The following is a 5,524-nucleotide window of genomic DNA, read 5'->3' as shown; positions in this document are numbered from 1 at the left end:
AAGTCCCAAGGACTTCCTATACCAATATGGGAGTTTAGCTCAAGGGGTTGGTATTGAGTAAGGACTCCAACAGTATAGATATCTGAGTTAGCACAATTACTTAAGGCAAAATCAATAATTCTGTATTTACCTCCAAAGGGCACAGCAGGTTTGGCCACCTTTCTAGTTAAATCCTTTAATCTTGTTCCCTGGCCCCCAGCCAGTAACATGGCAATAACTTCTTTTTTCCGATTTTTCACAAAACATCCCCCCATCTATTTAAATTGTTACTAAATATTTATGTTTACTTATATTTGTGAAACTTGAGAACCGTCTTCTATTTCATCTTTGGGATTATTAGTATTCGGTTTAACAAATAATGCTCCTAATGGTGGTATATTTATTTCTATTGAATATGGCTGATTATGCCATTTGTATTCTGTAGCTTTAATCATTTTATTATTTTTTAATCCAGAACCTCCATAAATTTCTAAATCACTATTAAATATTTCTTTGTATCTACCTAATTTAGGTACACCAATTTTATAATTATATCGAGGAACTGGTGTAAAATTACAAACAAATATAACAAAGTCATCTTCCCATTTTCCTTTTCTCATGAAGGTTATTATACTTTGCTCATGATTACTGTGGTCAATCCACTCAAAACCTTTGTAGTCACTGTCTAACTGATATAATGCCTTTTCATGTTTATAAAGATGATTTAATTCTCTCACATAATTCTGCATCTTCTTATGCATATCAAAATCTAGTAATAGCCAGTCCAATTCTTTTTCATAATTCCATTCAGAAAATTGAGCAAACTCCCCTCCCATAAACAATAGCTTTTTACCTGGATGTGCAAACATATATGCATATAATGCTCTAAGGTTAGCAAACTTTCTCCAATAGTCTCCAGGCATTTTATCAACTAAAGATTTCTTACAATGAACTACTTCATCGTGGGATAAAGACAAAATATAATTTTCCGAAAAAGCATACATAAATGAAAAAGTTATAAGATTATGGTGCCATTTTCTGTGTATTGGATCTTTTTCCATGTAATTAAGTGTGTCATTCATCCATCCCATATTCCATTTAAAGTTAAATCCTAAGCCATTAAGGTAGGTTGGTGCAGTTACAAGGGGCCATGCTGTTGACTCTTCAGCTATCATTAAAACATTTGGGAAATGCTCAAAAATAGTCTTATTTAGTTTTTTAAGAAATTCTATTGCATGTAAGTTTTCTCTGCCTCCATATTTGTTTGGCATCCATTCCCCATCTTTTCTTCCAAAATCTAAATAAAGCATATGTGAAACTGCATCTACCCTTAATCCATCTATATGATATTTATCAAACCAAAATATTGCATTAGATATTAAATAACTTACTACTTCATTTTTACTGTAATCAAAATTAGCAGTTCCCCATTGGAAGTTGTCTGCCATCAATGGATTATCATATTCGTAAAGGGGCGTACCGTCAAATTTCCATAATCCATGGGCATCTTTACAAAAATGTCCTGGAACCCAATCTAAAATTACCCCTATTCCATTTTGATGGCATTTGTCTACCAAATACATGAAATCTTTAGGAGTGCCATATCGACTGGTAACTGAATAATATCCTGTAGCTTGATATCCCCATGAGGCGTCTAAAGGATGTTCTGCTACAGGGAGAAGCTCTATATGGGTATACCCCATTTTAAGTACATATTCAACTAGTCTATCTGCTATTTCTCTATAGTTAGAAAAATCTCCACTTTCTTTTCTTATCCATGAACCTAAATGAACCTCATATATATTAACAGGCTCTTCTAATATATTTTTATTTTTTCTTTCTTCCATCCATTCATCATCATTCCAGTTATAATCGTCAATTGATACCACTACTGATGCAGTATTTGGTCTAAATTCAGAATAAAAAGCATATGGGTCAGATTTTAATAAAATTTCTCCATTTTTTGTATGGATTTCATATTTATATATTTGCCATTCATCTAATCCACCTATAAAAATATTCCATATACCTGAATCATGAACTTTTTTCATAGAATAATTTGTGCCATCCCATTTATTAAAGTTTCCTACAACATTTATTTTTTCTGCATTTGGTGCCCATACTGTAAAACTTACACCTTTTACTCCTTTGTGTTTAATTGGTTTTGCACCTAGAAAATTATAGGCTTGATAATTATTCCCTTGATGAAATAGGTAAACATCAAAGGAACTTACTGGTAAATAATCAATCATTCTTTCGTTCATTCGCTTATCCCCTTTACTTAAGTTTTTTCCAATTTGTTGTCTATATTAATACCTATGATATAAGGTATAAGATTATAACAAATCGAAAAATAAAATGATAATTAAAACTTTTCTGAATTTTAAGAAATATTTGTGGTATATATATTATTCCTAAAGAAAAAGGCGGCCAAAGCCGCTTATTTTTAACATGTGCTATGTTTAAGTTGATGGAGTACCAAGCCATCAACAACGGTTATAAAATCAGTTATTAGTTCCTAGCTCTTAGTTCTTAGCAAAACTAAGACCCAGGAACCGAAAGCTAACAACTGTTTTTATCTCTACTAACTACATGCTACTAACCACTAACATACATTTTTCTCTTTATTTGCTTTTCTAATTCTCAATTGTCAATTGTTAATTGTAAATTGTCTTATACACTTTTTCATATTCTTTAGCGGAGTTTTTCCAGCTATAATCCCTTTCCATTGCCCTTTTTACTAGCTTATTCCAAACCTTTTTATCATTATAAAATTTAACTGCCCTTTTTATCGTATAAAGCATGTCATAGGCGTCATAGTTAGTAAAACTAAATCCATTGCCTTCATCAGTAAATACATTATATAATTTAACTGTATCATTAAGCCCTCCAGTTTTCCTTACAATTGGAAGTGTTCCATATCTTAAGGCTATCATCTGTCCAAGTCCACATGGTTCAAATAGTGATGGCATTAAGAATATATCTGACCCTGCATAAATCTTTTTAGCAAGCTTATTATCAAATAGTATATTGACCGATAACTTCTCTGGATATTTATATTCATATTCCTTTAAAATTGACTCATAAAAGGGCTCTCCTGTTCCTAATATAACAAACTGTATATCTAATGATAATATTTCATTTAATACCTTTATTAAAATATCTATCCCCTTCATATTGACAAGTCTTGAAATAAGGCTAATTACTGGAACATCTTTTCTTTCTGGAAGTCCTAATTCTTTTTGAAGTTTTAATTTGTTTTCTAACTTTTTATCTATTGAATCAACACTATATTGAACATATATATCCTTATCTGTTTCAGGATTATACATATCATAGTCTATACCATTAAGTATTCCATAAAGTCTGTCGCCAATCTTTCTTAATAATCCGTCTAGTTTTTCACCATATTCTGGAGTTTGTATTTCTTTAGAATATGTCTTACTTACAGTTGTCACTATGTCTGAATAGTTTATTCCAGCCTTCATAAAATTTATATCCCCATAAAACTCCAGTTTTTCTATATCTATATTCTCTATCTCAAGACCAAATAATCCTTTTAAAATTTCTTTAGGGAATATTCCCTGGTATTGAAGATTATGTATTGTAAATATAGTTTTTATATTTGAATAATCTTTTTCATGACAATATAACTGATTAAGTAATACACTTATCATACCTGTATGCCAGTCATTGCTATGGATTATATCTGGTTTAAAATCTATATACCTTATAGTCTCTAAGATTGCCTTGTTAAAAAATGCAAATTTTTCACTATCTTTAAATTCATATATACTTCCACCTTTTACTTGGTATGGACTATTTTGTTCAAAATGATAGCCATTCCCCACAAAATAATATGGTACTTCATCATATTCTAAATATAGAATCTCACAATCCTCTTGTTGTCCTTTAAATTCTATAGGAAAATCAGTTATAGTTACCATTTCTTCCTTAAATTCTTCTGGTATTTGGGAGTATTTTGGAAGTATAACTCTAACATCTATACCAAGCTTTCTTAAAGCCTTTGGTAGAGAATATGTAACATCTGCAAGTCCTCCTGTTTTTATAAAGGGAACTGCTTCAGCAGAAGCAAACAATACTTTTATATTTGACATTCCCTATCCCCCTTTTCTTTCAAAAATCAGTTCCTAGCTCTTAGTTCTTAGCAAAGCTAGGAACTGAAAGCTAACAACTGTTTTTATCTTTTATCTCTACTAACTACATGCTACTAACCACTAACACATATATTTTCTTTTTATTTGCTTTTCTAATTCTCAATTCTCCATTCTCAATTTTCAATTGTCTTTATCCTATTTTACATTTTCAATTTTTAATTTCCTTAATTCTCAATAGTATTACAGTTTTATTGATTTCTTTATAACTAAAGGACTTTCGGAATCTCCATGAAGTACTTTGTTTTTTGTAATATGAGCACTTTTATCTAGGATTACATTCTTTAGGTTTACCCCTTCTTCAATAGTACACCTTTGCATAATTACACTATCTTTAATTACAGCTCCTTTTTTAATTTTTACGCCCCTTCCAATAATACTATTTTCAACAGTTCCTTCAATTACACATCCATTTGCAACAACTGAGTTTATAACTTCAGAGCTATTAGTATATTTAGTAGGGGGCTCGTCCTTAACTCTTGTATAAACTGGTCCATTTTCATAAAATAATCGGTTATATATATCTATATTTAAAAGTTCTCTACTTGTTTTAAAGTAATTGTTAATGGAATTTATGCATGCTAAATACCCTTCATAAGGATAAGAATTTACATCTAAACTTTCTATATTTTTGACTATAGCTTGTTTTAAATAATCAGCACTTCCCATAATAATAGCTTCCTCTATTATCTCTAATAATAGCTCTTTTTTCATAATATACATTTCCATGGAAATATTGCTGTCTTCTTTTGTTCCAAGATTTTTACCAACACTTATGACATTACCCTTTTCATCTAAATTAAGGGTATCACAGTTTAAAAATCTTTTATTATCGCTTTTTACTCTTTTATAAACAATTGTAATATCTGCACCAGATTCTTTATGAAATTCATAGGCATCAATAAAATCAATATTACAAAGCATATAACTTTTACTTAAGATTACATACTTTTGTCTACTCTTTTTGATATATCCTAAATAATTTTTAAAATTTGCCATATCTCCTCTAGTACTAACAAAGTTATAATTATTAACTACTGGATTAAAGACAAATAGTCCATCTATCTTTCTATCTAGATCCCACTCTTTCCCAATCCTTAAATGGTTAATTAATGGTCGACTTTTAGCTTGTGTAAATACAAATACATTCTCAATACCAGCATTAACCATGTTTGATAGTATAAAATCTATCACTCTATATCTACCAGCTATTGGTATAGCTGCCAATGGCCTGTGATGGGTAAGCTCCCTTATTTCATCTTCCTTTTCACTTAAATTAATAATTCCCATAAGATCTTTCATCTTGTTTTCTCCCCCTTTCTAAGCATCTAACCTTATCCTCATTTACCACTGTTATTTCTTCTGAATCC

4 protein-coding genes are annotated in these 5,524 nt (G+C 30.4%); all 4 read right to left on the bottom strand.

Annotated elements, in window-relative coordinates; genetic code table 11:
• Nucleotides 1-209: sugar phosphate nucleotidyltransferase (locus tag BET03_RS09885; RefSeq protein ID WP_243096917.1), on the bottom strand; the 209-nt coding region annotated here is incomplete at its 3' end.
• 78 nt (nucleotides 210-287) lie between these two features.
• A complete protein-coding gene (gene glgB, locus BET03_RS09880; protein ID WP_243096916.1) occupies nucleotides 288-2,243 on the bottom strand; it encodes a 1,4-alpha-glucan branching protein GlgB in 1,956 nt (651 codons plus the stop codon).
• Between the two features lie 393 nt (nucleotides 2,244-2,636).
• A complete protein-coding gene (gene glgA, locus BET03_RS09875; RefSeq protein WP_120169873.1) occupies nucleotides 2,637-4,097 on the bottom strand; it encodes a glycogen synthase GlgA in 1,461 nt (486 codons plus the stop codon).
• A gap of 240 nt (nucleotides 4,098-4,337) precedes the next feature.
• Nucleotides 4,338-5,456: a glucose-1-phosphate adenylyltransferase subunit GlgD gene (glgD, locus tag BET03_RS09870; RefSeq protein ID WP_120169871.1), complete on the bottom strand. Its 1,119-nt coding sequence runs from the start codon at nucleotides 5,454-5,456 to the stop codon at nucleotides 4,338-4,340.
• Nucleotides 5,457-5,524 lie beyond the last annotated feature (68 nt).

Source organism: Thermohalobacter berrensis, from assembly GCF_003609645.1.
Taxonomy (GTDB): Bacteria; Bacillota; Clostridia; order Tissierellales; family Thermohalobacteraceae; genus Thermohalobacter; species Thermohalobacter berrensis.
The sequence above is the reverse complement of the archived record's forward strand: the minus strand, read 5'-3'. Positions and strand labels throughout refer to the sequence as shown.